Source organism: Nocardia sp. NPDC005366, from assembly GCF_040606855.1.
Classification (GTDB): Bacteria; Actinomycetota; Actinomycetes; order Mycobacteriales; family Mycobacteriaceae; genus Nocardia.
The window spans coordinates 66,773-93,281 of record NZ_JBEXFQ010000024.1 but is presented as its reverse complement, the minus strand read 5'-3'; the positions used below and the strand labels follow the sequence as shown (position 1 = coordinate 93,281).

The following is a 26,509-nucleotide window of genomic DNA, read 5'->3' as shown; positions in this document are numbered from 1 at the left end:
GGCAGGTCAACCGCCCGAGGACGGCCTCGGGCCGTACTCAGCGCAGGTCCGCGTCGGGCGCACCGGCACTGTCGCGGTCGACTTGTGGCCGACGGTTGGGGCGACCGCGGTGTCCGCCAGAGCGTCAGCGACTCCTGTTCGTCCTGTATCCATGCCATTTCCCCTCGTCGTCGTACCGGCACATGTGCGCGCTTCAAAACCGCCGACGTCCGGGAGTGGCGATCGGTGCTGCCACCCGGCCTGCGTCTTCGAGCAGTAACGACACGCCACAGTAGGACAGATACCTTCCATAATCAACATACTGTCGACAAAAAATCGACAGCATGTTGTTATTTGAAGACAGGACGTCCTACAGTGGGCACGACTGAGCGGAATGACAGCGGAGAGGCGTTCGACGATGTGGAAGATCTCGGGATCCCGACGGGTGTTGCGGAGGCATGTGCTGGCCGCCGGGGTATTCGTCGGCCTGCTCGCAGCCGGTGTTGCCCCCGTGCATGCCGAACCCGAGACCGAGCCGCAGATCGCCTGGCTGTGCCGCCCCGGGCTCACGGACAACCCCTGCGGTCAGGGCCGCGCCGGGGAACTCGGTGACCGACCGCAGGGAAGGTTCCCCGACGGGCGGATGGCGTCGTTACAAGTCACGGCCCTCGGTCCCGGTACCGCACCTGCCACCACGAAGGCGGCCGACGTCGACTGCTTCTATGTCTATGGCACCACCGACCTGCTACCCAACCCGATCGAGGGCACCGTCCCGCAGACGCGGCCCGAGCACGTGAGCATGATCCTGGAACAGGCGGGCCCGCTGCTGGGCCGCTGCCGGATGTTCGCCCCGCTCTACCGGCAGGACACCTTCCTCCAACTCGCGGTCAATGTCGTGACCCGCACCGATTCCTACGAAGGCCCCGGTTTCGACGATGTGGTGGCCGCCTTCGACGACTACTGGTCCCACGACAACCTCGACCCGGTGACCGGCAAACGGCGCGGCATCGTGTTGCTCGGGCATTCCCAGGGGGCTGTCGCGATCCAGAACCTGGCGCGTGCCCGCTTCGACGGCAACCCCGAGACCACCGCGCAACTGGTCAGTGCCCTGCCGATCGGCGGCAAGGTCCGCACCCCCGCCGACCGGCTCGCCGGCGGCGGCACCGACCCGGAATCGACTTTCCAGCATCTGCCGTTGTGTTCACGCGAGATCGGCGCGCCGATACCGATCGGCTGTGTCATCGCCTACTCCACCTACGCCGCGGACTCACCCACCCCCGGGCCGGGCAGCATGGTCTGGAACCCCGGTAGCGAGCACCGGACCGCCTGCGTCAACCCCGCCACTCTGCTGCGTCCCAGCGCGGACAACTCCGCCGTGCCGATCTCCCCGATCGTGGCGACCCGGGAGCTGACCGGCAACAACGATGGCCCCGACCTGCCCGGTGGGTTCGTCCGCTACCCGAATGCGCTGTCGGCCTCCTGTCGGGTCGCCACCGACGTCGACGGGGGTACGTCCTCCTGGCTGCAAGTGCACGGCGATCTGTCCGCGCTGCTCGGTGACGCCGCCCATCCACTGGCGATTCCCGGCTCCGGCGATCTCGGTCTGCACGCCGCCGACATCACGTTGACCCTCGGCGATCTCACCGACCTGGTCACCGCCCAAGCCGCCCGCTGGCACAGCACCCGCCCCTGAATCGGGCGCGCACGAGACAGATTCGTCCTGCCCTCACACTTCCGGCCGCGTTCCCCGCGCGCCGGACATCCCCTGATCAACCCCTGACCTGTATCGCCGAATGGAGAGCACCAGTGCCCCACAACCCGCACCCCCGGGGATTGTCCCGCCGCGACGTACTCAAGGGCATGGCCCTGGCCGCCGCGGGCACAGTGGTCGCCGGCGCGCCCGCGTTCGGCCGCCCCGGGAGCGGATGGCCCGACGCCGCGTTGAACTCGTCCGCGGCCGCCACGGTGGACGGCGAGCAGTTCATCGACGAAGCCCAATTCCGCACCTGGGGACAGGAACTCGACGACATCGGCCTGCGCGCCACCGGCTCACCGCAGCACGAAACCTATATCCGGAAACTGGCCGGTGAATTGCAGGCCGCGGGTGTTTCCGATGTGCGCCTCGAGCCCTTTCCGATGCGACGCTGGTTGGCCACCGACTGGAGCCTGCGCGTGGACGGCACAGTACTCCCGGCACCGTCGTATGTCCCCTACAGCGGCAACACCGATGCCGCCGGAATCACCGGGCCCCTGGTATATCTCGACGAACACGCCTTCTCCGACCCGTCGTCCATCCCGCCGCTGGCCGGGGCGATCGTCGTCTACGACGTACCACTGACCTCCCTGCCGCTACTGGCGTTCAAAGCACTGCAATATCCAGGCACCCTGCTCGATCCACGCGCGGAGTTGTCCGATACCGGTTTCTACACCCGGCCCTGGTTCAACGGCGCCGCCGACCGCATCGACCGACTCAAAGCCCTCGGCGCCGCGGGTTCGATCGGGATCCTCGATTTGAACGAGCACTGGGCCACCGGCCAATACTTCCCCTACGACGGCAAATTCCGGGAGATCCCCAGCCTCTACGTCGACCGCGACACCGGCACCCGACTCAAAACCGCTGCCGCCCAACGCGGCACGGCCACGATCGTGCTGCAAGCCGACATCGACGAGGTCGTCAGCCACAACGTCGTCGGCTTCATCCCCGGAATGTCGGACGAGTTGACCCTGCTCCACACCCACACCGACGGCACCAACGGCCTCGAGGAGAACGGCCAATACGGCATCCTCGCCGCCGCCCAATACCTCACCCGACTACCCATCCAAGCACGGCCCCGCACCATCGCGATCCTGCTCGCCAGCGGCCACTTCCTCGACGGCATCGGCACGCTGAGCTTCCTCGCCGACCACATCGACGACCTCGTCCCCAGACTGACCGCGGCCATCACCGTCGAACACCTCGGCGCCATGGAATACCTACCCACCCCCGACGGCGACGTCCGCCCCACCGGCCGCCACGAACCCGGCATCTTCTTCTCCTCCGGCGGCAGAGCCGGAGTCGACGCCGCCGCCTCCATGCTGCGCCGCGCGAACGCCGCACCCGCCGGAGTCGCACGCGCGTTCCTGCCCAACAAATTCGGCAAACCCGACAGCCCCGTCAACACCGAACCCCACCTGGCCCCACTACGGTCAATCCCCCGCCCCCCGCTGTACTTCCCCGGCGAAGGCACCTACCTCTACAGCATCGGCAACCTCGCCGACTCCAACTACATCACCGGCCCCTACTACCTACTCAACGCCGGAATGCCCACCATCGACAAAATCGACTTCACCCGTATGCGCGACCTCTCCATGGCCCTGGTCGGCCAAACACTCCAACTCGCCGCCGCCAGCCGAGCCGACATCGCCGCCTTCACCTGAACACCGCCCCGCGTTCCATCCTCCGCCGGGGCTCATCGGCAAACCGCTCGTACAGGCGAACGACCTGCCTGCCGCGCGAGTCAGGCCATGCCCGAGACATCCTGGGCAGGGCCTGACTCATGTTCACGGCCGGTGCGGCGGCAGCGGTCGACGACCCGCGGTCAGCGCTGGTCGAGCCATTGCATCACTCGAACCGGTGCGCCATTTATCGACGTCGCGACAATCTGCAGAGTTGTCGGCGAAACCATTTTTGGGCACGAGTTCGACAGTAAACTCTGAGACGATAAGAGTCGACGTTATGTTGATTTTTACTGACCCAACGACTTAAACTGGGGCGATCCACATTGCTCCGATCCGGCCCCGCGAGCGCCCGATACGTGGATGCACCGCCGCGAACCGCAGTCGGCGCAGGCGTGGACAAGTGGTCAGCGGTGCCGTTTCAGGAGCACGGCGGAAACCGGACAACATCGACGGTGCGATGTCTCAGGAGGTGATCGGCCATTACCGCGACACGATCGACGCAATGCGTGGACGATGTACACCTGCGGATCTGGCTGGGCGGCGAGGCATTCGACTACGCCGCCACCATGGCAGCGGTACGCAATCTGATCTGCGATTGGACCCACAGGCCCTGGTTCACGATCGAGTTGCTCCGCGACACCCTCGAGGACGGCTCGCTGCCGCGTCTGCCGTGCGAACGGTTGTACCTCGAGCCTCGAGTGCCACCATTTCGCTGAATTCTCCACCGCTCTCGATGATTTCGACGCCATAGGATCGATTCCGATGGCGGATGCACCGCGCTGACGAACTCCCCGCGACGAGAAACTCGGACGAGGCGACGCGGCATTGCCAGTCAGCGGGAAACCACCGTGGTGCAGCAGCTTGACGGAGGCGATGAACGCCGATTCGGGCCTGCGGGCGGCGGTTTTGCGTGCCGCCGTGCCCGCCGCGGCGGTTCAGCGGACGATCGTGTGCCACCCGCACGGCGAACCGCACGTCAGCAGGATCGTCCGTTCGACGCGACCGTTTCCGAATGTTCGGACGGTCTCCACGGCCTCGGCGAAGGAGCCGCAGCGCGGGCATTTCTCGAACATGTCGAGAACATCGCGGACTCTCATCATTATCGGCTCCTCCCCTTGCGCACCGGCACGTCGCGGAGTCGCTGGCACGCCCGCCGGTGGGAAGGTGCCGGATCCCGCAGCACCGTTCGGGGGCGTGGCCCGGACTTGTGGGATCGGGTCGACCGGTCGTCTCCGCGGCCGCGATGTGTGAGCACGGTTGTTCGATTCCTTCACGAGGTTTCCTCTCGACTTGTTCGAGGACCGACCACGAATGCGCCGCACTGTGGCGAGACCGGGCAGTGACGAGGCCGTCCGCGGGAAAGACGGAGGGTTGCTGCGCACTCGAACGCCACACCACAGCAACCGGAGACGAACTCAGCCGCCCGAAGACCCCGCTTTGAGCCCACCGGCCGAGCCGCTGGGTAGGCGCAGGTTGGCGTCCGGCACGCCCGTGCCCGCGGGGTCGAGGATTCCGTCGCGCCCGGCATAGGGACTCTGGCCGGGGGCGGAGTTGAGGGTGGTGAGGTATTTCCACAGCCCGTCGGCCATCCCGGCGCCACCGACGACGACGGTGCCGAGCACGCCTCCTCCCGCGGCGAAGGCGGCGATGGCGGCCGGTGTGGTCGCCAGGCATCCGGGACCGACCACCAGGCAGGAACCCAGACCGATGGCGGCGCCGACCAACGCACCGAGCACGGTGCCCGCGACGGTTCCGACCAGGGTTCCGACGGTGAGATCGGTAGCCAGATCGTTGAGGGCGAGCTGGTGCTCCATGGGAGAGGCGATCGGGTGGGTGTCGCGGCCGGGGGCGAGGGCGACCGAGTGAGCGTCGTCGGAGATCCGGTAGCGGATCGGGAATCGCTGGTCATCGAGGGTGTAGTGCAGCGGGAGTCGCAGCAACTGCGCGCCGGTGGTGTCGATGATGGACAGCGCGTCGTCGCCGGGCGCCGAGACGACAGTGGCGGCGTCGACGGCGGCCACGACCATACCGCCGACTACCCCCGCGCGGTAGGTCGGCGTGGGCTCCGGTGCCGCCGTCGCTGGAACGGTGGTGGGTAGCGCGAGCCCGGTGGCCAGTGCCACTGCGAGCAGGGTGATTCGGGTTCTCATGGGATCATTTCCGTTCAGCGCAGAGCCGGGGCGGGTTCGGCGACGCCGGGGGCGTGGGCGGCGAATTTCGATTGCCCGGGCGCGGCATTGAGCGTGGTGACGTATTCGTAGAGCGCGGCGGCGGCGGTGGGGCCGCCGGCGAGCACGGCACCGGCCAGGCCGCCGATGGCACCGGCGAGCCCGACGGTCGGTAGCACGGTGACCACGCAGCCCAGGCTGATCACCACGCAGGAGGCTCCGGCGAGGACGAATCCGATGCCGATGCCGAGGGTCGCGCCGATCGCCGTGCCGACCAGCGATCCGATCGAGGTGCCGATGCTGACGGCATTGACCAGGTCGTTCATCGCCAGTTGGTTCTCCACCGGCGAAGCGACGGGGGTGAGCGCCGGGCGATCGATCCCGTCGGTGTGCGGGGTCAGCCGCAATTGCCTGCCGTCGAGGGAGATCTCGTGAACGAGCGCGACCGGGTGGCCGTCGAGGCGGACCTGCAATGGCACGGTGTCGATCACCTGACCGGCGCTGTCACGGATCTCGACGACGTCGCGGTCGGCGGCCCGAGCGAAAGTTCCGCCGTTCAGCGTGGTCAGTACTCGACCGTCGACGACCTCGCCGCGGTAGGCCACCGGCGCAGCCGCGCTCGGTGCCGCGCTCGGTGCCGCGGACACGGCGCTCGGGCGCGGTTCAGCCGCAGCTGGTGCGGCGGCGAGCGCGACGGAAGTGACCAGCAAAGCTGCGGCGAGCGCGCTTCGTCGTAGATACATGGCAGGTTCCCTCAATGTTGTTGTCGATATGGGCCACCGGCTACCGCGGCGGGGCGACGAGCGGTGCCGCGATGTGGCTCACAGCTGCGAGAAACAGTGACGCGCCACACAGTAAGACACCGAGTTCTAAAAAATCAACACTCAGTCGAAAAGTAAACGACTCTCTGTTGATTTAAAGCGATGAGGCGTCCTAGAGTGGTCGCAATCAGCGACAACGGTCACTGATTGAGACGTTTCGATCAGTGGAGGCCTGCATGTGTGACACCCGCGAGCGTGTCTGTTTCCTGCTGACGCTGCGTCGGGATCGGGTAGCCGACTACCTCGACGCGCACGCGACGGTGTGGCCCGACATGCTCGAGGCGCTGCGCGCCGCCGGATGGTCGAACTACTCGCTGTTCCTGCGCCCCGAGAACGGCCTGGTGGTCGGATACCTCGAGACCGACGACTTCGAGCGCGCGCACAAGGCGATGGCATCGACCGAGGTGAATACCCGCTGGCAGCAATCGATGGCCGAATTCTTCGAGGCCCCGCCCGGCGCGCACCCCGATACCTCGATGCGGCGACTGACCGAGTACTTCCACCTCGACTGACAATCCCCCACTTCCGCCACGCGAACGCCACATCACTGATCGATGAGGAAATAATGAAGGTAGGCGCACGATCCACCACTGGGTGGAAGGCGACGATCTCGGTCGCCATGTCCAATTACATCGAAGCCGGTTCGATCATCGCCATCGCGACCAGCCTGACGTTCTGGCAGGACGCCTTCGGCATCAGCGATTTCGCCGTCGGATTGCTCGCTGCGCTGAGCGCCAACGCCTTCGGTGCCGCCGTCGGCGCCGGGATCGGCGGTCCACTGTGTGACCGCTACGGCCGCAAGGCGATCTACACCTACGACTTGATCGTCTATATGGTCGGTGTCCTACTGGCCGCGTTCGCGGTCAGTTTCCCGATGCTGTTGGCCGCCTTCGTGATCACCGGTCTCGCGGTCGGTGCGGGTGTCCCGGCGTCGTGGACCTACATCGCCGAGCAGGCGCCGACCACCGAGCGCGCGCGACATGTCGGCACGGCGCAGTTGGCGTGGTCGATCGGCCCGCTGATCGGATTCGCGTTGGCCACCGCGCTGGCGCCGTTGGCGTTGTTCGGTTCGCGGCTGATCTTCTTGCACCTGTTCGTCGTCGCGGCGGTGGTGTGGTGGATCCGGCAAGGGCTCGCCGAATCCCAGATCTGGAGGGACGAGGCGACCGCACCCGCCGGATCGGCCCTCGGCGGTTCCGGACTGCGCGGACTGTTCTCCCGGCGAATCAACATCACGGCACTGCTGGTGCTGATGGGGATCTACGGTTTCTGGAACACCGTCGCCGGGCAGGCGGGCATCTTCATGCCCAGGGTGTACGACAGCGCGGGCGTGCACAGCGCGGTGCAGCAGAACCTGCTTCAGGTACTCGTGTGGAGTTGCACGGTCGCTGCCACCTATTTCGGTTTCATGGCTTACGCCGACCGCAGCTCCCAACGCCTGCTCTACGTCGTCGGCGCGGCCCTCGGGGTACTCGCGTGGTGTGTACTGGTGTTCTTCACCGACGCGGGCATGTCGACCCTGCTGATCTTCGCGGTGCTGTGGGGCGTCTCCGCCGGCATCGGCGCCCAAGCGTTCTACAGCCTCTGGACCAGCGAGTTGTTCGCCACACCGTACCGGGCCAGCGCCCAGGGGTTCATGTTCCTCGTGGTGCGCTCGGCCACGGGCCTGCTCAGCTACTTCTTCCCGACACTGCTCGCCGCCACGGGCCTGACCACGGTGGGACTGCTGCTGGTCGCCCTGCTGACGGTCGCGCTGGTCATCGGCGCCGTGTTCGCACCGCGCACGCAAGGAAAGACATTGCGAGAGATCGAGATCGAACGCTACGGCAGCGTGGCCGCGACCGCACCCGACACGAGCGTGCCCGACGACGAAGTGGGAGTCCGCTGATGAGCCCCGCCGACGCACTGGACAATCTGTCGATCGAACTGCCGTCCTGGGCATTCGGCAACTCCGGCACCCGTTTCAAGGTGTTCTCGACCCCGGGCACTCCCCGCACCGTCGAGGAGAAGATCGCCGACGCGGCCACCGTCCATCGATTGACGGGACTGGCACCCACTGTGGCACTGCATATTCCGTGGGACGCGGTCGACGACTACCCAGCGCTCGGCGCCTATGCCGATGACCTCGGCGTGCGGCTGGGCACCATCAACTCCAATACCTTCCAGGACGAGGATTACAGGTTCGGCAGCCTCACCCATGTCGAGAAGAAGGTGCGGCAGAAAGCTGTCGACCACCATCTCGAGTGCGTCGAGGTGATGAACGAGACCGGGTCACGGGATCTGAAGATCTGGCTTGCCGACGGCACGAACTATCCGGGCCAGGGCGATATCCGTCGACGCCAGGACCGGCTCACCGAATCGCTGGCCGCCATTTACGAGCACATCGGCGCGAATCAGCGGCTCGTGCTGGAATACAAGTTCTTCGAACCCGCCCTGTACATGACCGACGTTCCGGACTGGGGCAGCGCCTATGCCCACGTCGCCGCGCTGGGCGAGCGGGCGGTGGTGTGTCTGGACACCGGCCATCACGCGCCGGGCACCAATATCGAGTTCATCGTCGCGCAGTTGCTGCGGCTGCGGAAACTCGGTTCGTTCGACTTCAATTCCCGCTTCTACGCCGACGACGATCTCATCGTCGGGGCGGCCGACCCGTTCCAGCTGTTCCGGATCATGTTCGAGGTGATCCGGGGCGGCGGGCTCGACGCTGGTTCCGGCGTGGCGCTGATGCTGGACCAGTGCCACAACGTCGAGGCGAAGATCCCCGGACAGATCCGATCGGTACTGAACGTGCAGGAGATGACCGCGCGCGCGGGCCTGGTCGATACCGAAGCGCTCACCGAGGCACAGGAATCCGGCGATGTGCTGGCCGCCAACGCGGTGTTCATGGATGCCTTCTATACCGATGTCCGCCCCCGCCTGGCCCGATGGCGCACCGACCGTGATCTGCCGGAGGACCCCATGGCGGCCTTCGCCCGGTCGGGCTACCAGCAGCAGGTCGATGCCGAACGCGTCGGCGGACCCCAATCAGGTTGGGGTGCTTGATATTTACGTTGCCCACTGCCGAACCTACCGTGAGCTGAATCGAGGAACTCCACCATGTCCCACCCCACGATCGCGGAGCTGATCGCCCGGTCGAACCGGCTCGGATCGGATCCGAAGAACACCAATTACGCGGGCGGCAACACCTCCGCCAAAGGGACCGACACCGACCCGGTCACCGGCGGCCCCGTCGACCTGATGTGGGTCAAAGGCTCCGGTGGTGACATCGGCACACTGACCGAGCAGGGGCTGGCGGTGCTGCGGCTGGACCGGCTTCGAGCCCTCGCCGAGGTCTACCCGGGTGTCGATCGGGAAGACGAGATGGTCGCCGCACTCGACTACACCCTGCACGGCCGGGGCGGTGCCGCGCCCTCGATCGATACCGCGATGCACGGCTTGGTCGACGCCGCCCACGTCGACCATCTGCATCCCGATTCCGGCATCGCGCTGGCGACCGCCGCCGACGGGGCGGAACTCACAGCGAAGATCTTCGGCGACCGCGTGATCTGGGTTCCGTGGCGGCGTCCTGGCTTTCAGCTCGGACTCGATATCGCTCAGATCAAGAAACAGAATCCGCAGGCGATCGGCACGATCCTCGGCGGCCACGGCATTACCGCCTGGGGCGAGACCTCCGACGAAGCCGAAGCGAATTCACTCGCGATCATCGATGGCGTAGCACGATTCATCGAGAACCACGGCCGCCCAGAGCCGTTCGGATTCCCGATGCCACGATATGCGCCCCTGCCCGTCGGGGACCGTCGCGCCAAGGCTGTGGCTCTCGCACCGTTCCTGCGTGGGCTGGTGTCCACCGACAAGACGCAAGTCGGCCACTTCACCGACACCGACCCGGTGCTGGAATTCCTTTCTCGCAGCGAACATCGACGCTTGGCCGCGCTGGGCACCAGCTGCCCCGACCATTTTCTGCGCACCAAGGTCACGCCGCTGGTGCTGGACCTGCCCGCGGACGCGAGTGTCGAGCAATGCCGGGCCCGGCTCACCGAGCTGCACGAGTCCTACCGCGCGGGCTATCGCGCCTACTACGAACGTCACGCCACCGCCGATTCACCCGCGATGCGTGGTGCCGACCCGGCGATCGTCCTGATCCCGGGCGTGGGGATGTTCAGTTACGGCAAGGACAAGCAGACCGCGCGCGTGGCCGGTGAGTTCTACCTGAACGCGATCAATGTCATGCGCGGTGCGGAGGCGATCTCACGGTACGCCCCGATCGACGAAGCGGAGAAGTTCGGCATCGAATACTGGGAGCTCGAGGAGGCGAAACTGGCCCGGATGCCCGCGCCCAAACCGCTCGCCACGCGAATCGCGCTGGTCACCGGTGCGGCGTCGGGTATCGGCAGGGCGATCGCGGAACGCCTCGCCGCCGAAGGCGCGTGCGTGGTCGTCGCGGACCTCGACGGCGACAAGGCCACCACGGTGGCCGCCGAGATCGGATCCGCCGACGTCGCGATCGGGATCAGCGCCGACGTCACCGATGAGGCGCAGGTGCGGGCCGCCGTCGACGCCTGTGTGCTCGCCTTCGGCGGCATCGACATCGTGGTCAACAATGCCGGTCTGTCCCTGTCGAAGTCCCTGCTGGAGACCACCGCCGCCGACTGGGACCTCCAGCACAAGGTGATGGCACGCGGCTCGTTCCTCGTGTCCAAGGCCGCGGCGAAGGCACTCATCGATCAGCGTCTCGGGGGCGACATCATCTACATCTCGTCGAAGAACTCGGTGTTCGCCGGGCCGAACAATATCGCCTACTCGGCCACCAAAGCCGATCAGGCACACCAGGTTCGGCTGCTCGCAGCCGAACTCGGGGAGCACGGCATCAAGGTCAACGGGATCAATCCCGACGGTGTGGTGCGCGGATCGGGGATCTTCGCGGGCGGCTGGGGTGCCCAGCGCGCCGCCGTGTACGGCGTCGAGGAGACCGACCTGGGCCGGTTCTACGCGCAGCGGACCCTGCTCAAACGTGAAGTGCTGCCCGAGCACATCGCCAACGCCGCCTTCGTCCTGTGCGGCACCGATTTCTCCCACACCACCGGCCTGCACGTGCCCGTCGACGCGGGCGTGGCCGCGGCCTTCCTCCGATGAGGATGTCACGCACCGGACAGGTCGCGGCCGTCGATCTCGGCGCCACCAGCGGCCGAGTCATGCTCGCCACGGTCGGACCGGACCACCTCGACCTGCGGCAGGTGGCACGCTTCGACAACGAGCCGGTCGAGATCTGGAACGGTGAACGCGCGGCGCTGCACTGGGATATCGCGGGCTTGTACGCACAGGTCTGTGTCGGCCTGGCCGAGGCCGCGCGGCGGGCGCCGGAACTGATCGGTCTCGGCGTGGATTCGTGGGCCGTCGACTACGGACTGCTGCGCGCGGGGCGACTGCTCGGGCTGCCGCACCACTATCGCGACACCCGCTCCGCAGCGGGGGTCGAAGCGGTACACGCGGCCATCGCGCCGTCGGAACTGTACGAGCGCAACGGTTTACAGTTCCTTCCGTTCACCACGATCTATCAGCTGGCGGCCGATCGACTCGCGGGATATCTCGGCCTCGCCGACAGCGCGCTGCTGATCCCCGACCTGATCGGCTATTGGCTCACCGGCGCCATGGCGACCGAACGAACCAACGCCTCGACCACCGGACTGCTCGGGATCGACGGCGAATGGGAACCGACGCTGCGAGCCCGGCTCGGCCCGGGCACGCGACTGTTTCCCGAGCTGGTGGAACCCGGTTCGCCGCTGGGCTCCGTCCTGCCCTCGGTGCGGACACGACTCGGCCTCGACCGTGCGATACAGGTCACCGCTGTCGCGTCACACGACACGGCCTCGGCGGTGGTGGCGGTGCCGATGGCGGCCGAATCCGCGGCCTACATCTCCTGCGGCACCTGGGGGTTGGTCGGTGTCGAACTGGACGCCCCGGTGATCACCGCCGCGAGCCGGACGGCGAATTTCACCAATGAGGCCGGCGCCGACGGTCGAATCCGATTCCTGCACAACGTGATGGGACTGTGGCTGCTGAGCGAATCGGTGCGGCAGTGGGAGCGAGACGGCGCCCGCATCGACCTGACGCGACTGCTCGACCAGGCCGCGGCCAGCCCCGCTCCGGCGGCGGTCTTCGATGTCGACGACCCCCGGTTCCTGCCCCCCGGCGACATTCCCGCCCGGATCGCGGGCTGGTACGCCGAGCGCGACCTACCTGCCCCGGTGAGCCGGGTGGATATGGTGCGCGCCATCGTCGAAAGTCTCGCCGCCGCCTTCGCGCACGGTGTGCACACCGCCGCGGAGCTGTCGGGGACCTCGGTGCGGACCCTGCACATGGTCGGCGGAGGCGCGCAGAACCGGCTGCTGTGCCAGCTCACCGCCGACCGCGCGGGCCTGCCGGTGGTGGCCGGGCCCGTGGAAGCCACCTCGATCGGGAACATACTGATCCAGGCCCGAACGCACGGACTGCTCACCGGTGATCTGGACGCGCTGCGGGCCGTGGTCGCCGCCGCGTTCGCGCTCCGGCACCACGCCCCGCGACAGGCCACCGCGACCAGGAAAGCAGGCTGATGAAACGGCAGTTCCCCAAACCTCGCGACCTCGCCCCGCTGCTGCAATTCAAGAAGCCGCAGCTGAACAGGACGAAGCGCCGCCTGGATGCCGCGCTCACCATCGAGGACCTGCGCGCGATCGCGAAACGACGCACACCCAGAGCGGCCTTCGACTACACCGATGGCTCAGCCGAAGCGGAACTGTCGATCACCCGCGCTCGGCAAGCGTTCCTCGACATCGAATTCCATCCGGCGATCCTGCGTGACGTCTCCACGGTGAGTACCGGATGGCAGGTGCTCGGTGCCCCGGTATCGCTGCCGTTCGGCATCGCGCCCACCGGCTTCACCCGCATGATGCAGACCGGGGGTGAGTACGCGGGCGCTCGCGCGGCGGGCCGGGCGGGGATCCCGTTCTCCCTGTCCACCATGGGCACCGCGTCCATCGAGGATGTCGCCCGGGCGAACCCGCACGGCCGCAACTGGTTCCAGCTGTATATGTGGAAAGACCGGGACCGGTCCATGGCCTTGGTCGAACGGGCCGCACGCGCCGGATTCGACACCCTGCTCGTCACCGTGGACGTGCCGGTCGCCGGTGCGCGCCTGCGCGACAAGCGAAACGGCATGTCCATCCCACCCGCACTCACGCCCGCGACCGTGCTCGACGCCCTACCGCGCCCGCGGTGGTGGTTCGATTTCCTCACCACCGAACCCCTCGCCTTCGCATCGCTGGATCGCTGGTCGGGCACGGTCGCCGAATTGCTCGACACCATGTTCGACCCGACCGTGAACTTCGCCGACCTCGCCTGGATCCGCGACCAATGGCCGGGCACGGTGGTCGTCAAGGGCGTGCAAACCCTCGCCGACGCACGGGCGGTGGCCGATATCGGCGTGGACGGCATCGTGCTGTCCAATCACGGTGGGCGGCAACTCGACCGGGCGCCGATTCCGTTCCACCTGCTGCCCTCGGTCGCGAAAGAACTGGGACGCGACACCGAGATCATGCTCGACACCGGAATCATGTCCGGCGCCGATATCGTCGCGGCGATCGCGCTCGGCGCTCGTTTCACTCTCGTCGGACGCGCCTACCTCTACGGACTGATGGCGGGCGGCGAGGCAGGTGTCGATCGTGCCATCGAGATACTGTCCGAACAGGTGGAGCGCACCATGCGCCTGCTCGGGGTCACCGCTCTCGAAGAGCTGACACCACAGCACGTCACCCAACTCATCAGACTTGCCCCCAGGCCCGTTCCGTAGAGAAGATCAGCCCTGATCCGAGGCGGATGCGGCACGCAAAGGAGGTGGGGGCACCGGTGGTGAGCACGAAGGAGATCGCCCGACCGCGCAACCGCGGCGTCCCGATGGAAGCGGACCGCCCTGGTGCGGGCGAATGGGTGGCATGGTGCCGGTGACGACCGGTCTGCGAGGATCGGGACATGTATCGCTGGATGTGGGGGGCGGCGCTGACAGCCGTCGCGATCACGATGAGTTCCTGTTCCACCGTGGCGGGCACACCGCAGGCACAACCCTCGGCCGCCCCGACGAGCAAACCCGTCGCCGTCGACCTCGCCGCCGAAGGCGCGCTCGCAGAGGGAGTGCGCATGGCCGACGTCGTGGCTCACCCGAACGACATCGACCCCGACCTGACCACCCCGGGTAGCTCCGGTCCGCTGACCCGTCCCTTCCTACTGGTCAACGTGGGACACAACCCCGACATCACCGCCGCCGCCGACGACAACGGCATGCTCGCCGGGTACCTCACCTACCATTCCGCGCCCGGCGGACATCCGCGAAAAGGGTTGACCCACGGCGTGATCCGCTTCACCGACGCCGCCACCGCCACCACCGAGGCCGACGACCTCGCGCAGGCGGCGATCACCAGCAAAGGCATGCTCGAAACCGCCGACCGCGAGGCGGTCCCGCTGGCCCAGGCACCCGAGACCAGGTTCAGCCGCGCCCACCAGAGCAGTTTCTACGCCAGCATGGCATTCACGCCGTATCGCGAATACGTCATCTACTCCGCGGTGAACGCCGACGACCCCGCCACCACCGAGGCCCTCACCGTCACCGCCGCCGAACTGCAACGACCCCTGCTGGACACGTTCGTCCCCACCGACCCGGCGAAATACGCCGCCCTCCAACGTGACCCGTCCGGTGTCCTCGCACTGGCGACGGGCAGCGGGGGTGCCGCCACCGGCGCCTACGGTCCCGCGGGCGCGGCCCTGCTCGCCTACGACCACCGCCGCCTGCGCACCATCTTCACCGAGGTCGGCATGGACGTCATGGGCGTCGGCGACGCGAACCTCTTCCGCACCCGCGACGAGGCCGGCGCGAAAACCCTGGCCGGGTCCCTCGGTGCCGCCACCGTCACCTACTACACCCTCGGCGAGGCGAAACTCACCCCCGCGGCCTCCCCCGACGTGCCCGACACGACCTGCTGGTCGGCCACGAGCACCGCCACCAGCCGCTGGTTCTGCGTCCTCGTCCGCGGTCGCTACGTCGCCGAGATCTGGGAGAAGACCGAACAGGAAGCCTTCGATATCGCCCGCGCCCAATATCGCGAGCTCGAAGGCGCACGCTGAGTTCGTCCTCAGTCGGTGCTCGCCCGACGTTGAGGCCGGTAGATCACTTCCGGCTGGCCGTTCAGCATTGCTGATGGTCACCGGGATATCGGGCGGGGGGCCAGAGGATGATCAAGATCGACGGTCAGAAACCAGCGCGGGCTACTGAAAGGCCGATGCTAACTCCACGCCGCTCATCGCGACCTAAAGGACGTCACAGTCCTCTGGAAAGGCGATGATCATGTGCAGCGTGAGCGACACGTTCGGCGAGAACCGCGGCGGACCGGCGCCCGGGTCGGGTGTCGCCGACCCAGTACCGGCCGAGCAGGAACAAGACACCAACGCAGGAGATGAAGGGTCTGGCAGGCCGGAAGGCCTGACCCCGTACCTGGCGTTGATTATCACCACCTACGAAGCCACCGAGTCCCTCCTCGCGACCGCAGCAGCCGCCGTCATCGCGGTCGTCGCAGCGATCGCGGGCCGCCGCTAGCGAGCCCCCTCGAAGCCGGACCGAGATCTTTACGAATCTCGGCCTGGTCCTAACGCCAGACCGCTGGCCGAGACCTAGATAACGAACGAAGGTCACAACACTTCGCCAACCATCTGAGGAGATGGAGACTGTGCATTGGCCCACGTGGATCCCCCAGAACCCGCAGGGGGAATCGCTGCCCCTCAACCTCCAGACCCATCGGGCCTTGAATTACCTGAGAAGGTCCGCATCGAACTCGAGGAACTCTTCCGCGCGAGTCACCCCGGACTGTTCACGATGCTGATCTACCTGGGAGCAACCCCACAGGTTGCTGATGAAGCAATTCAAGAGGCGTTCTTGGAACTAGGGCGCAAGTGGGACACCGTCAGAACTCCCGCGCCCTGGGTGAGCAAGGCCACCAAGACCCACTTCCTCAAGATCTGCCAGAAAATTCGCAAGGCTCAGCGCCGAGAGCGCGGGCTGGCAGAAGAGGACTCTCTCCAGGTGCCCGATACCTCGGCAGAGGTCGCATTGTCAGCTTGGGAAGATGAGGAATGGGTCACCCAGCTGCTGCAACATCTGTCGCCTGCCGCGAAGGCGACCGTCGCACTGATCCTGGAGGACTACAGCACGGCTGAGATCGCCGCCCACCTGGGCCTCACTGAGAACGCGGTTCGTCAGCGCTTGCACAGCGCACGGAACCAGCTCAAGCAACTGCTTGGTCCCGACTGCACGATCAAGGACAGAACCGGCCCCGCACGGACACGAGGGGAGGTCGAGTGAATCACGACGACCAGACCAACCTGCCTCCCGACGATGACCAGCAGTCCTCAGTCGAGGAGATCGCTGGACTATTCAACGAGATCGCCGAGACTGTCGCTGAATTCATCACTCCAGGCAAGACCGAATTCGCGCTGCAGAACCTGTTCGACCGCCTCAACACTGATCCGAGCAACCGCGCCGAGTGGGCCGAACCCCGGAAAGGCCCGACGCCGATCCCACCCACGAAGATCACCCAACAGGAGTGTGATAAAGCTGAGGTCTTCCTGCCGGGCTGCGAAGCGACCCCACGGCGGGACCTCCACCACGGGCAGACTCGGCGCGCCGCGAACCACGCCGCTACGGGTACGAATCAAGCCTCGCCGGAGGTCTCGGATCACACCTCAACTGACAGCATGCCGGCAACCGGCACCATCGTCCCCCGTCACGCCGGGGCGACGCATGCTCGCCGCCGCCACACCGGCCACGCTGCCAGCAGCACGGTGGATATCCTGGAGTTGCTGGCAGTTCCGGGCCGTGACCTGCGGATCCTGAGCCACGACGACCGTCAGAGGACTTGGTCGCTGGTCACGGGTATGCGGGAACTACTGAGCGCATATCCAGCAGGGCGGTTCGGTGCGCCGGGCTCGGCGATGGTCTTGGAGGCGGTGGCTGCGGTATCGGAGGCGTTGATCGCGGATCGAAACGAGCGTACGGCCGTGCGTCTGATGCGGGCCGGCTCCCCGCATCTGCAGGTGCTGGGCCGCCACGATCAGCGCGGATTCCGGGTGCGACGTGCTTGGGCCGAGGCATGGTCGGAACTGGGCTACTACCGAATGGCCGAACGACTGCTGCGTCGGCTGAGAGGAGACGAACAGCGGATCAAGAACTCTGCTGACCCGCGGACGGAAATGCTGCTGTTGTGGACGCTCGTCGGCCGTGACCAGTTGCCGCAAGCCGCAGAGGGATTCCAAACACTGAACACCAGCCTTGTCCGAGCACAGGAAATCGATATTTCGACGCTTGGACATCTCGAGTGCAGGGGGAACTGGGTACTGGGGCAACAGGGACTGGTCGAGGAGTCGGCAAAGGGCTACGGAAGAGTGATCGAGGGCCGGTCCACTGTTCTGGGCCCTGACGATTCCGAAACCCTCGATGCGCGGCACTCGTTGGGGAAGATGCTCGTGCTCAACAGTGAAGGCGCGCAAGCCATTCCCCTCCTGGAGAGCCTGCTGAAAGTCCGTAAGTCTGTCCTGGGAGAACGTCATCCCGATACGCTGGAGACCTCGAAGTACCTCTGCCTGGCCGGCATTCAGGCAGAGCTGCGCAACGACCGCGCCCTCGCCTGGACAATCGAGGAACTTCAATACATCCTGCGCGCCCAGGCTGAAAGCCACGGCCTGGGTCATCCCATGACACGCGATACCGCCGCGCGGCTCCGCCACATCCAGGAAACCCCGATGACCAGCGGTCGGCCCTGCCCGTAAAGAACCGAGTCAAGCCCCGGTCTCGCCCGCCGGGCCGTAGCCATGACTGCGACGACCGACCCGCAACATCGACAGGAAGGTAAGGAATGAAACTCGGAGTGCTGACGGCTGCTCTCGGCCAGATGTCGCTGGAACAGATCGCATCCTGGGCCCCCGAGGCGGGGTATCAGGCGCTGGAGATAGCGGCCTGGCCGGTCGGCAGCGAGCACATCCACCAAGCTGCCCACCTGGACGTCGCTGGTTTCGGCGTCGCCGACGCCGCCCGGGTCACCGAGCTGATGGGCCACCATGGCCTGAGCATCTCCGCGGTGACCTACTGCGACAATAACTTGCACCACGACGATGCCGAACGTGACCGGATCCACCGGCACCTGCGCGCCTGCATCGACGCGGCCGTGACCCTCGAGGTTCGCCATGTCACCACGTTCATCGGCCGCGACGTCACCCTGCCGGTGGCCGACAACCTCGCACTGGCCGAACGACACCTGCCACCGCTGGTCCGGTACGCGGCCGAGCGTGATGTGAAACTGCTGGCCGAGAACTGCCCGATGGAGGGCTGGCACCCCGATGGGTATCCGGCCAACCTCGCCTACTCGCCCGAGCTGTGGGACTGGATGGCCGACCTCGGCTTCGGCCTCGCCTACGATCCCTCCCACCTACCCTGGCTCGGGATCGACCCCGTCGACGCCCTCGCACACGCCCTCGAAGCCGGCATCGTCGGCCACGTCCAGGCCAAGGACATCCAGATCGACCAACGCACACGCACCCGTTACGGTGTGTTCGGCAAAACAGTCGGACGCACCTCGCCCACCGATGTCGGATGGTGGCGCTACCGCGTCCCCGGCCGCGGCCAGATCGACTGGAACCAGATCATCGACACCCTCTACGCAGCCGGATACGGCGGCGACGTCGCTGTCGAACACGAAGACCCCGTCTGGGGCGGCACCCTCGACAAAACCCTCCAAGGCATGCACATCGCCGCACAGACCCTGCGACCCCTCATCATTGCCGACAACGACGTGCAGGCACCACCTGCCGGTCCAGGTCCCCAACCGTAGGTGTCCGGTGACAAGTGAACTTCCTCGTCCACGCCGCGGGCCCTGCGGAGAGGAGTCTCGCGTGGCAAGAGTCGTACTGCGGACCCGCCGACATGGCGCCGCCGCTCCCCCCGCCTGTACGGTGGCCAATCTCTCCATAATTACGTCACAGTGACGAACAGATGGATTTTCGGGGCTTCGGGCGTCGAACACATCGAATCCGATGGTGCCGACCTGCGACCAACCGAAGCGATCGGACTCGCGTTCCGCACGCGATCTTCTCGCGTGATGTCGAGAACCCGTACGCGGCTTCGTCCCCGAAGTGAACACGGCCACAATGGGCCGTACCGCACGAAGGAGAACACGGTGGCCAAGTACCTGCTGCTCAAGCACTACCGGGGCGCGCCGGCATCGGTCAGCGACGTCCCGATGGACCAGTGGACGCCGGAGGAGATCTCGGCCCACGTGCAGTACATGCATGATTTCGCCGCTCGGCTCGAGGGCACCGGCGAGTTCATCGACAGTCAGGCACTCTCGCCGGAGGGCACGTTCGTCCGCTACGACGGCGAGGGGCGGCCCCCGGTCACCGACGGCCCGTTCGCGGAGACCAAGGACCTGATCGCGGGCTGGATGGTGATCGACGTCGAGACCTACGAGCGGGCGCTCGAGTTGGCCGGTGAATTGTCCGCGGCTCCGGGGGCGGGTGGGAAGCCGATCCACGAGTGGCTCGAGGTGCGCCCGTTCCTGGCCGCGCCCCCGACAATCACGGAGTGACGCACGGTGGACGAGGCCTTGCTGCGGACCCTCACCCCCACCGTGACCGGCGTCCTCGTCCGCCGCGGAGCTGACTTCGCGGCGGCCGAGGACGCCGTGCAGGACGCCCTGGTCGAAGCGGTGCGCGGGTGGCCGGACGACCCGCCGCGGGATCCCAAGGGCTGGCTGGTCACCGTGGCCTGGCGTAAGTTCCTCGACGCCGCCCGTGCCGATACCTCCCGTCGGCACCGCGAGGTACGCGTAGACGCCGAGCCCGTGCCCGGCCCGGGCGAGATGGTGGACGACACGCTTCAGCTGTACTTCCTGTGCGCGCACCCGTCCCTGACAGCGGCTTCGGCCGTCGCGCTCACGCTGCGCGCGGTCGGCGGCCTGACCACACGTCAGATCGCGCAGGCCTATCTCGTGCCGGAGGCGACCATGGCCCAGCGGATCAGTAGGGCCAAGCGGACCGTCTCGGGCGTCCGGTTCAACCAGCCCGGTGACGTCGCCACGGTGCTGCGCGTGCTCTACCTGGTCTTCAACGAGGGTTACTCCGGCGACGTCGACCTCGCGGGCGAGGCGATCCGGCTCACTCGCCAGCTGGCGGCCGAAACCAACCAGGAGGAGGTGGCGGGCCTGCTCGCGCTCATGCTGCTCCACCACGCGCGGCGCCCCGCACGGACCGGCCCAGACGGCAGGCTCGTACCTCTCGCCGAGCAGGACCGCAGCCTGTGGAACACCGGTCTGATCGCCGAGGGTGTCGACGTGCTCCAAACAGCCCTCGCCCGCGACCGCTTGGGCGAGTTCCAGGCCCAAGCCGCCATCGCCGCGCTTCACGCCGACGCCCGCAGGGCCGAGGAGACCGACTGGGTGCAGATCGTCGAGTGGTACGACGAACTGGTGCGCCTCACCGACAGCCCGGTGGCCCGCCTCAACCGAGCCGTCGCGGTCGGCGAAGCCGACGGACCACGGGCCGGTCTCGTCGCCCTGACCGAACTCGACCCCGTCCTACCGCGCTACGCCGCCGTCGCGGCCTACCTGCACGAACGTGACGGTGATCCAGTGACCGCAACCCGGCTCTACACCGAAGCCGCCCGATCAGCGCCCAACCTCTCCGAACGCGACCATCTCACACGACAGGCCGCACGGCTCAACGCAGAACTCCGCCGTTGAGCGGGAGCCGTTCGCAGAGCGGAGGCATTCACCCCCGAACCGCAGTATTCGTCAGCGAGTCAGGGCCATATGCCCCGGTGGTGGACACCCGGTGATGACCAGCCCTGACTCGCCGACGTCGCGACCGCAGTCGAGTGGATGTTCTCAGATGCAGGCGATGACGCTGCCCAAGGGGAAACAGATTTGGACCGAGCCGAACCCGCCCGGAGCGAAGCTTCCCGAGCCGTAGCTCCCCCAGCCGATGCCGAACGGTTTGGCGGCGGTCGTGGTGGAGGTGAGGGAGGGATTCGTGGCGGCTGACGCGACGGGAGGTGCGATGGCGCCCAGGGACAACGCTATGGCGGTGGCGGCTACCGTCCTACTGACTTTGGTTGACATGGTGCTTCCTTCTGCTTGAACCTTTCGTGAATCACTTCTTCCCCGACGTGTCTCGCCCCCTCAGTGTTCGCTGCGAACAGAACAGATACCAGGCAAGAAAACATCAAGGTCGGGGTCGTAAAACGTCGCGTCGGTAACGAGCGGATACCGGATGGTTATCCGGACGGTGCCGTCGAACGGTAACCCGGGCCGTTCGGATGCCCCGCAAACGAGCGCAAGCAGCAATTCCATCCACGACGAACGCCGTTACGGATCAGTAACCATGGACCGTTTCACTTCGAGGGCTCCGCTTGCTCGCACCGTGCCCGGGCCCGCTCGCCACAGTCCGTTCGAGTCTCGACTCCTATGTCGCATCACGGTGGCCCCGGTCAGCGAACCGGTCGAACTGTCGACCGCGGTTCGCGGCGGTGCGCTCGATGGCGGGTATGGACGCTGATTGCGCACCGCGACTGGTTGTCCTGCGCGGGAATTCGGGGTCGCGGATATCTACCGCCTTCAACCGGCTACAGCGTCGTTTCGAAAGGGCCGATGCGCCGTGTCGGCCAGGACGCCGTGCGCCGCAACCTTCTCCGCGAATACGCCGCTCCGGCGCGTTCGCTACCGAGCTGATCGACAGCTGGTGTCTGAAGCGCGGCACAGTGGTCGAGCGCGTTCACGAGCCAGCGGCTCTCCGCAGTGCGTGGTAGCCCCGCGCGTGTCCGTGTCGACCACCGATGCGATCCGACCGGTATGCGGGGGAAGAACTTTGCCGTGCCGAAGGGGCGGTAGCCGAACGCCTCCGCGTGCGCGTTCGATGGTCTGCGCGAGTGTTGCGGGAGGACGGCCGGGGCGTCGCCGCCGCGTGGTTCGGACAGCACGGCTCGCTGTCGATGAGTATGATCTGAACCTGGCAGACCGAAACATACTGCGGTCGTGCTCGGAAAGATCGGTCGGATTCGTCGGGTGTGGCGTCGAATTCGGCCGCGGATGCATGAGCAGGGGAGTTCTAAATGTGTGATGCCGAATCGGGGGGCACTGCCATGAGCGCATCCCGCGTCCTCTCAGCAAGCGACACTACCCGATTCCGGTGAGCACCGCAGCGGCAGCGCGCGGCAGATCTACTCGACGCTCTCGGTTCGCCCGTTGCCTCTGCGCGCCGGGCCCTTTCGACCGATAACCGCAACATCTCGTAATGCGGTGCGCCCCTTCGGGCCGGTCGCTTCGACGGCGGCGTTCGAGGGGGCACCCTCATCGGGATTTGCTGGAAAGGTGGGTGATGACCCGACGACACCGGACCATCGCTGCCCGCACCGGGCGGGCTACTTCCTGCGCTGCGGCGTTTCTGGATGACTGAATATCCTCCCCCGCACCAGATTCTGCGCTTTCGACGACCAGCTCTCATCGACGCTCGACGTTCGGTGACGGCGATTCGGCGCGCGACTCGGGTGCGGGCATTTCGGCGTTCCCGCAAATTTCGCACCGAACGCTGAAAGCTGTTCTCACAGTTGCGTTTTCATTCGTGCTTGCTACCATCTGAAGGGTCGATTCTTTGCCTGGCTTATCAGCGGCAAAGCTTCTTTGGGGGTCGATCTTGCTGCCGTAGAGGATTCGGCAATGAGTAGAAGGCGGAGTTATGGTTTCGCACGAGAATGCAAGTGATCTCGCGGATATGCTGTTCGGCGATCGACGTGCCGTGGCCCAGCAGTACAACAAGATGTTCGCCGCCGCGGACTTCGACCAAGATTGGTGGGCTGCCACGCAGGACCCGGGAAAGCGAGCATACGAACGGTACTTGAAGTTGCTCCCGCAGTTGTCGGCCACCGAGACCGTGTCCGATCTGCGTGATCTGTTGACGTTGCATGAGCAGGCCACCGTCGTGGACCCGCACCTCGGGGCCCTGCTCACGGTGCAGGTGAACCTCGTCCTGGGAACCTTGCTCGAGCAGCACTCGAATACCGGCGAGGTTGCCGCTGCTCTGGCCGCGCTGTTGGAGGGGCGCGCCGTGGGCGCGTACGTGCTCACCGAGGTCGGCCACGGCAGTGATCTGAACAATCTGGAGACGACCGCCGTCTTCGACCCTGCCGATGGCGGCGGGTTCATTCTCGACACGCCGACGGACACGGCGATCAAGTTCATGCCGACCACTGCTCCGCCGCCCGTGGATGGCGTCGCGCGGTTCGGCGTCGTCTTCGCCCGGCTGATCTTGGAGGGAACCGACCGCGGCACCTACCCGTTCCTGGTGTGGCTGGCCGATGCCGATGGGCAGGTTCGGCCGGGTATCACCATCCGGCCGCTGCCCGAGAAGCCGGGCCTGGGAATGGATAATTCTTTGACCCGCTTCGATCATGTGCGCCTGTCGCGCGAGTGCCTGTTGTCGCATACCGGGACCCGCATCGACGAGAACAACCAACTGATCTCGCCGATGCCCGCCGACAACCAGGTATGGCGCGCCATCAGTCGAGTGCGCGTGGGACGACTATGTATTTCTGCCATGGCCGCGGCTGTTTCCCGGGCCGCCTTGACCATTGCCGCACGCCACGCCACCCAGCGCGATATCGCAAGCATGGTCGGCACTCGGATCCCGCTCGCGCAGGTTCCGGCCCACTGCGCGCCACTGTTGGAGGCAGTGGCCGATACCTACGTCGCCACCACGGCGGTCGAACTCGCGTTGGACGCCTTCATCGAAGCGACCGACCAGCAGGCCGACGAGCAGGCTCCACAGCTCACCGACCTCGTGTCGTTGACGAAGTACGTCGCCACCTCCACCGCATTGCGGGTGTGCGACGAGGTGCGCGACAGGCTCGGCGCCCAGGGGGTGTTCGCCCACAACAAGATCGTGGTGTTCCGCTCTCTGCGTGACGCCGCGGCCACCGCTGAGGGCGACAGCTACGTCATCGCCCTGCTCGCCGCGTACCGGCGTCTTTCCCTCCCCGACGAATGGACGCCAGGATCGTGGGACAACCTCGAGCCCGGCGATATCGACACCCCCGACAGCTGGCTGGGTTGGCTGGGTGCGCGCGCGACCTACCTGCAGCACCGAACGTTGGAGACCTACGCCAACGCCACCGGTGACCGGCAGGCACGGTGGGACAGTGTCTATGATCTGGCCCTGGCCGCAGCCGAGGCGCATACCACCCATCGGGCGGCTCAGGCCCTGGCTCAGCGCGCAGGTCGGCTTCCCGCAGGCCCCCGAAAAGTGGTCGAGGATTTGCTCACCCTCTTCGCCGTCCGCCAGTACCAGGCTCACGGCGCGGATATGTCCCCCGATGGCCCAATCCTCGCGACGCCACGATCGTTGCGGGACATGCGCGGCGAGCTGCATGACCGATTGGCTCCGCATCTGCTCGAGCTCGTTGCGGCGTTCGAGCTCGAGGCAGGATCCCTGCGCACGGCGTTCGACACGGAAACCTACACGACGCAGTGCGCGAACGCTCTGAGCTCGGTGGCTCGATAGCGAGAGCATCGCCTGGTTACGGCGACCGTAGGTTGACCCTGGCGGCGGGATCGTCGACGACGAACTCGCCACCAGGGCTGGCGGCGCTCGGACCATGAACGAAAGGCGCCGTCAGAACAAGTTCGGCGATGGTGGAAAAGCGACGGGCAGCGATGCCAGGGATCGATGGAAAGGCCCCGGTCGCCACGTCAGTTGGTCGGCACGGCAGGTGAGCCGGATTTCGGGCAGCGTGTCGAACAGCTGATCGATGGCGTGCTGCGCGACCGGGTATGCGACGTTCTGAGCCGGGCAGGTGTGCGGCCCGGTGCCCCACGCCAGATGCGAGTTGTTGGCGGTGAATTCACCAACGATCGCCGGATCGTTGTTGCAGGCCGCCATGCTGGTGACCACCGGCTGGTTGGCGGGCAACCAGGTGCCGTCGATGTGAATCGGCTGCGGTGGGTAGGTGATACCGAAGTTCGCCAGCGGCGGGTCTTTGAACAACATCTCGTTCAACGCATCACGCGTCGTCAGCGCTGCGACCCCGGAAAACCGGTCGTCGGTGAGCATAAGCAGCAGAGTATTGGCGATCAGGTTCGTCAGCGGCTCGATCCCGGCACCGTAGATGGTCACCAGTTGGTGGACGAGCTCCTCGTCGGTCAGCTCGGCCGGGTGGTTCACCAATCGGGTGGTCACGTCGTCACCGGGATGGAGCCGCTTGAGGTTCACCAGTTCCGCCAGCGCACTGGCGAAGAGCGCGCTGCCCTCCCCGGCGTCGTTGCCCTCGAACATCATGGCCATACCTCGTGCGACCTTCTGTCCGATATCCGCCGGGCAACCGACCATGGCGTTCAGATACGCGAACGTGACCGGGAACGCGTACTGGCTGATCAGATCAGCCTCTCCCTCGAGGCAGAATGCGTTGATCACCGGGATGGCGATCTGCTCGATGTCCGCGAGAAGGTTGAACAGGTAGATAGCGTCGATGCTGTCCACGCTGGCCTTCCGAAAACGCGCATGGGCCTGTCCCGCACTACGCAGAGCGTTCGGACGGTACTGCAGCATCGGCAGCACCGGGCAGTCGGAGGGTACGTCTTTCTCCCACGCGCGCGGGTCAGCCGGAAAATGTACGGGATCGTTGGAGATTCGCACCGCGGTGGAGTAGCCGATCACCAGCGTGGCTGGAATACCCGGTGACAGCTCCACCGGGACAAGCGGACCGAATACCTTGCGCATCTCAGCGTAGAACCCATGTGGATTGGCGGCGAAATCCGGTGTGTACAGCGGAACCGGAGCATGGTCGGCACCGGTGATGGTCGGTGGCGCCTCGTACCAATCGACAGGGGATGTGTGGGCTTCAGGTGGTGTTGTCAATGCATGACTCCAGGTATGGGAAAGGAATTCGACGATGTGCTGGGTGATCTCGTGCGTGCGTATGCGCGGGCCCTGAGTGCAGCGTTGTCGACCCCGCCGCTGAATGATGTGAACGCAATCCACACAACG

The 26,509-nt window shown here is 66.3% G+C and carries 21 protein-coding genes; 17 read left to right on the top strand and 4 right to left on the bottom strand.

The genetic code is table 11. The features are described from left to right. The first annotated feature begins 397 nt into the window (after positions 1 to 397). The 3 genes from ABZS43_RS25170 to ABZS43_RS25160 all read left to right on the top strand — a co-directional run bounded on the left by ABZS43_RS25170 (position 398) and on the right by ABZS43_RS25160 (position 4,133). A complete protein-coding gene (locus tag ABZS43_RS25170; protein WP_355038412.1) occupies positions 398 to 1,672 on the top strand; it encodes a DUF3089 domain-containing protein in 1,275 nt (424 codons plus the stop codon). A 113-nt stretch (positions 1,673 to 1,785) separates the two neighbouring features. Then, positions 1,786 to 3,396 carry a hypothetical protein gene (locus ABZS43_RS25165; protein WP_355038411.1) on the top strand — a complete coding sequence of 537 codons (1,611 nt, stop codon included), beginning with the start codon at positions 1,786 to 1,788 and terminating at the stop codon, positions 3,394 to 3,396. A 527-nt stretch (positions 3,397 to 3,923) separates the two neighbouring features. Further along, on the top strand, positions 3,924 to 4,133 hold the full coding sequence (locus ABZS43_RS25160; protein WP_355038410.1) for a hypothetical protein: 210 nt from the start codon (positions 3,924 to 3,926) through the stop codon (positions 4,131 to 4,133). 699 nt (positions 4,134 to 4,832) lie between these two features. Here the strand turns inward: ABZS43_RS25160 and ABZS43_RS25155 are convergent. Next, positions 4,833 to 5,567 (bottom strand): hypothetical protein, encoded by a 735-nt coding sequence (locus ABZS43_RS25155; protein ID WP_355038409.1) that lies wholly within the window; start codon positions 5,565 to 5,567, stop codon positions 4,833 to 4,835. 14 nt (positions 5,568 to 5,581) lie between these two features. Then, positions 5,582 to 6,328: a hypothetical protein gene (locus tag ABZS43_RS25150; protein WP_355038408.1), complete on the bottom strand. Its 747-nt coding sequence runs from the start codon at positions 6,326 to 6,328 to the stop codon at positions 5,582 to 5,584. A 254-nt stretch (positions 6,329 to 6,582) separates the two neighbouring features. Between ABZS43_RS25150 and ABZS43_RS25145 the strand changes: the two genes are divergently transcribed. From ABZS43_RS25145 to ABZS43_RS25085, 13 genes are all read left to right on the top strand, one after another. Beyond that, the gene (locus ABZS43_RS25145; RefSeq protein ID WP_355038407.1) at positions 6,583 to 6,918 is read left to right on the top strand and encodes an L-rhamnose mutarotase; all 336 of its coding nucleotides are present in this window, start codon (positions 6,583 to 6,585) and stop codon (positions 6,916 to 6,918) included. Positions 6,919 to 6,971: 53 nt separating this feature from the next. Further along, positions 6,972 to 8,294, top strand: coding sequence for an MFS transporter (locus ABZS43_RS25140; protein ID WP_355038406.1), 1,323 nt, complete (start codon positions 6,972 to 6,974; stop codon positions 8,292 to 8,294). After that, entirely contained in the window at positions 8,294 to 9,448 is a 1,155-nt protein-coding gene (gene rhaI, locus ABZS43_RS25135) for an L-rhamnose isomerase (protein ID WP_355038405.1), read from the top strand. The genes ABZS43_RS25140 and rhaI overlap by 1 nt, the downstream gene beginning before the upstream one ends. Positions 9,449 to 9,502: 54 nt before the next feature. Beyond that, positions 9,503 to 11,539 (top strand): bifunctional aldolase/short-chain dehydrogenase, encoded by a 2,037-nt coding sequence (locus ABZS43_RS25130; RefSeq protein ID WP_355038404.1) that lies wholly within the window; start codon positions 9,503 to 9,505, stop codon positions 11,537 to 11,539. Beyond that, entirely contained in the window at positions 11,536 to 12,999 is a 1,464-nt protein-coding gene (locus tag ABZS43_RS25125; protein ID WP_355038403.1) for a rhamnulokinase family protein, read from the top strand. The genes ABZS43_RS25130 and ABZS43_RS25125 overlap by 4 nt, the downstream gene beginning before the upstream one ends. After that, on the top strand, positions 12,999 to 14,234 hold the full coding sequence (locus tag ABZS43_RS25120) for an alpha-hydroxy acid oxidase (RefSeq protein WP_355038402.1): 1,236 nt from the start codon (positions 12,999 to 13,001) through the stop codon (positions 14,232 to 14,234). Before ABZS43_RS25125 ends, ABZS43_RS25120 begins: the two co-directional genes overlap by 1 nt. A gap of 179 nt (positions 14,235 to 14,413) precedes the next feature. Next, positions 14,414 to 15,559, top strand: a complete 1,146-nt coding sequence (locus ABZS43_RS25115; RefSeq protein ID WP_355038401.1) for a hypothetical protein — start codon at positions 14,414 to 14,416, stop codon at positions 15,557 to 15,559. A 229-nt stretch (positions 15,560 to 15,788) separates the two neighbouring features. Continuing rightward, complete coding sequence (locus ABZS43_RS25110) at positions 15,789 to 16,028, top strand: hypothetical protein (protein ID WP_355038400.1); 240 nt, start codon at positions 15,789 to 15,791, stop codon at positions 16,026 to 16,028. 276 nt (positions 16,029 to 16,304) lie between these two features. Beyond that, on the top strand, positions 16,305 to 16,790 hold the full coding sequence (locus ABZS43_RS25105; RefSeq protein WP_355038399.1) for a sigma-70 family RNA polymerase sigma factor: 486 nt from the start codon (positions 16,305 to 16,307) through the stop codon (positions 16,788 to 16,790). Next, a complete protein-coding gene (locus tag ABZS43_RS25100; protein ID WP_355038398.1) occupies positions 16,787 to 18,253 on the top strand; it encodes a tetratricopeptide repeat protein in 1,467 nt (488 codons plus the stop codon). The genes ABZS43_RS25105 and ABZS43_RS25100 overlap by 4 nt, the downstream gene beginning before the upstream one ends. An 86-nt stretch (positions 18,254 to 18,339) precedes the next feature. Further along, positions 18,340 to 19,311 carry a sugar phosphate isomerase/epimerase gene (locus ABZS43_RS25095; RefSeq protein WP_355038397.1) on the top strand — a complete coding sequence of 324 codons (972 nt, stop codon included), beginning with the start codon at positions 18,340 to 18,342 and terminating at the stop codon, positions 19,309 to 19,311. Positions 19,312 to 19,656: 345 nt separating this feature from the next. Continuing rightward, complete coding sequence (locus ABZS43_RS25090) at positions 19,657 to 20,064, top strand: YciI family protein (protein WP_355038396.1); 408 nt, start codon at positions 19,657 to 19,659, stop codon at positions 20,062 to 20,064. Between the two features lie 6 nt (positions 20,065 to 20,070). After that, positions 20,071 to 21,216 carry a DUF6596 domain-containing protein gene (locus tag ABZS43_RS25085; protein ID WP_355038395.1) on the top strand — a complete coding sequence of 382 codons (1,146 nt, stop codon included), beginning with the start codon at positions 20,071 to 20,073 and terminating at the stop codon, positions 21,214 to 21,216. A gap of 144 nt (positions 21,217 to 21,360) precedes the next feature. Here the strand turns inward: ABZS43_RS25085 and ABZS43_RS25080 are convergent, their stop codons facing one another. Beyond that, positions 21,361 to 21,594 (bottom strand): hypothetical protein, encoded by a 234-nt coding sequence (locus ABZS43_RS25080; RefSeq protein WP_355038394.1) that lies wholly within the window; start codon positions 21,592 to 21,594, stop codon positions 21,361 to 21,363. A 1,612-nt stretch (positions 21,595 to 23,206) separates the two neighbouring features. Here ABZS43_RS25080 and ABZS43_RS25075 point away from each other — a divergent pair. After that, positions 23,207 to 25,027: an acyl-CoA dehydrogenase family protein gene (locus ABZS43_RS25075; RefSeq protein ID WP_355038393.1), complete on the top strand. Its 1,821-nt coding sequence runs from the start codon at positions 23,207 to 23,209 to the stop codon at positions 25,025 to 25,027. Between the two features lie 111 nt (positions 25,028 to 25,138). On the opposite strand, the gene ABZS43_RS25070 is transcribed toward ABZS43_RS25075, so the two are convergent. Then, positions 25,139 to 26,503 carry a cytochrome P450 gene (locus tag ABZS43_RS25070; RefSeq protein WP_355038392.1) on the bottom strand — a complete coding sequence of 455 codons (1,365 nt, stop codon included), beginning with the start codon at positions 26,501 to 26,503 and terminating at the stop codon, positions 25,139 to 25,141. Between the last annotated feature and the right edge of the window lie 6 nt (positions 26,504 to 26,509).

Coding starts and splice junctions, on each gene's coding strand:
- ABZS43_RS25140 (WP_355038406.1), top strand. CDS start 6,972: ATGAAGGTAGGCGCACGATCCACCACTGGGTGGAAGGCGACGATCTCG.
- ABZS43_RS25115 (WP_355038401.1), top strand. CDS start 14,414: ATGTATCGCTGGATGTGGGGGGCGGCGCTGACAGCCGTCGCGATCACG.
- ABZS43_RS25170 (WP_355038412.1), top strand. CDS start 398: ATGTGGAAGATCTCGGGATCCCGACGGGTGTTGCGGAGGCATGTGCTG.
- ABZS43_RS25120 (WP_355038402.1), top strand. CDS start 12,999: ATGAAACGGCAGTTCCCCAAACCTCGCGACCTCGCCCCGCTGCTGCAA.
- ABZS43_RS25150 (WP_355038408.1), bottom strand. CDS start 6,328: ATGTATCTACGACGAAGCGCGCTCGCCGCAGCTTTGCTGGTCACTTCC.
- ABZS43_RS25125 (WP_355038403.1), top strand. CDS start 11,536: ATGAGGATGTCACGCACCGGACAGGTCGCGGCCGTCGATCTCGGCGCC.
- ABZS43_RS25075 (WP_355038393.1), top strand. CDS start 23,207: ATGGTTTCGCACGAGAATGCAAGTGATCTCGCGGATATGCTGTTCGGC.
- ABZS43_RS25105 (WP_355038399.1), top strand. CDS start 16,305: ATGCTGATCTACCTGGGAGCAACCCCACAGGTTGCTGATGAAGCAATT.
- rhaI (WP_355038405.1), top strand. CDS start 8,294: ATGAGCCCCGCCGACGCACTGGACAATCTGTCGATCGAACTGCCGTCC.
- ABZS43_RS25095 (WP_355038397.1), top strand. CDS start 18,340: ATGAAACTCGGAGTGCTGACGGCTGCTCTCGGCCAGATGTCGCTGGAA.
- ABZS43_RS25155 (WP_355038409.1), bottom strand. CDS start 5,567: ATGAGAACCCGAATCACCCTGCTCGCAGTGGCACTGGCCACCGGGCTC.
- ABZS43_RS25145 (WP_355038407.1), top strand. CDS start 6,583: ATGTGTGACACCCGCGAGCGTGTCTGTTTCCTGCTGACGCTGCGTCGG.
- ABZS43_RS25130 (WP_355038404.1), top strand. CDS start 9,503: ATGTCCCACCCCACGATCGCGGAGCTGATCGCCCGGTCGAACCGGCTC.
- ABZS43_RS25080 (WP_355038394.1), bottom strand. CDS start 21,594: ATGTCAACCAAAGTCAGTAGGACGGTAGCCGCCACCGCCATAGCGTTG.